The 773-nt window shown below is 57.7% G+C and carries 2 pseudogenes; both read left to right on the plus strand.

The features are described 5' to 3' along the window. Positions 1-371: 371 nt before the first annotated feature. Positions 372-422 (plus strand): annotated as a pseudogene (locus AC0L3D_RS36810) (hypothetical protein); the annotation flags it as partial. Positions 423-486: 64 nt separating this feature from the next. Further along, positions 487-773: pseudogene (locus AC0L3D_RS36815) on the plus strand (hypothetical protein); the annotation flags it as partial.

Below are 773 nucleotides of genomic sequence, written 5' to 3' on the forward strand. Positions count from 1 at the left end.
GTGTCAGCTCTGAACACACTGTGCGAACTCAAGAAACGGTCAGGTCGGGCGACAGTCAAAGTCTTCTGATGTTCAACCATTAAAAATTCTGTGAAGCTGGCCTCGGAATCTTGTTACTGCGATTATACAGAAGGTCCGAAGGAACTGCCGTGAAAATCGCGTGAAAACGAGGGCAGGTTTCACCATCGTGCGTCAGAGTGGCTCAGTGCGGATATTGACGGCTTTGAACTTGCCCCCGGCGATGGCCCCCATCTCGGGTGAACAGACCGGGCTGGTGACAAAGGGCGAGCCCACCTCGCCGCCACTTGCGTTGTTCAAGGGTTCAAGGGTTCAAGGCGATGCTGCTGTCGATCTGATACGACCTGTCGGACGTGAAGCTTGCCGAAGCGTTGGAGGATAGAGGATTCGTCCGGCGGTTCTGCGGCTTCTCGGTATTCGAGGCGCCGCCGGAGCGAACGGCGTTCGTGCGTTTTCGAAAAGCTCTTGATGTCCCATGGCCTGGACAAGGCCCTATTCGACGCGACCACCCGCCAGCTCAAGGCCAAGGCGATCCGGGTCAAGACCGGCACGCTCGTCGATGCAACGATCATTGCGTCGGCCAGCGAAGACGACGATGAGGGCATTGGGTCAAGCACAAGGGCCGTCCCGCTGTTCACGGATTGTTGGAAACGCATGCAGTTCACCGTCAACGATCTCCTCGGCGGTGATGCGGTCAAAGTACCGACCTCGAAGAGAACCATGAACCTGACCCCCGACGCCCACTGCGACCAGCT

This window comes from Mesorhizobium sp. WSM4837 (genome assembly GCF_055811435.1).